This window comes from Paracraurococcus lichenis, from assembly GCF_030657435.1.
GTDB classification, from domain to species: Bacteria; Pseudomonadota; Alphaproteobacteria; order Acetobacterales; family Acetobacteraceae; genus Paracraurococcus; species Paracraurococcus lichenis.
Genome location: NZ_JAUTWS010000621.1, coordinates 1 through 227 on the forward strand (window position 1 = coordinate 1; position 227 = coordinate 227).

Annotated in this window: 1 protein-coding gene; it reads left to right on the plus strand. The window is 67.0% G+C overall.

From position 1 onward, the window contains the following. Positions 1-40: 40 nt before the first annotated feature. A partial coding sequence (gene tnpB, locus Q7A36_RS41475; RefSeq protein WP_305109573.1) for an IS66 family insertion sequence element accessory protein TnpB occupies positions 41-227 on the plus strand: 187 nt, incomplete at its 3' end.

Sequence of the window (227 nt, forward strand, 5' to 3'; positions counted from 1 at the left end):
GTGCAGCGACCTTGCGCCGTGTGCTGGCGGCGCTGCGCGCATGATCCCGACGCCGTCCGGTGTCCGGGTGTGGCTCGCGGTCGGTCATACCGACATGCGCCGTGGGATGCACTCACTGGTGCTGCAGGTGCAGCAGATGCTCGGCCGTGACCCGCATTGCGGCGATCTCTACGTCTTTCGTGGCCGCAAGGCGGACCTGGTCAAGATCGTCTGGCACGACGGGATTG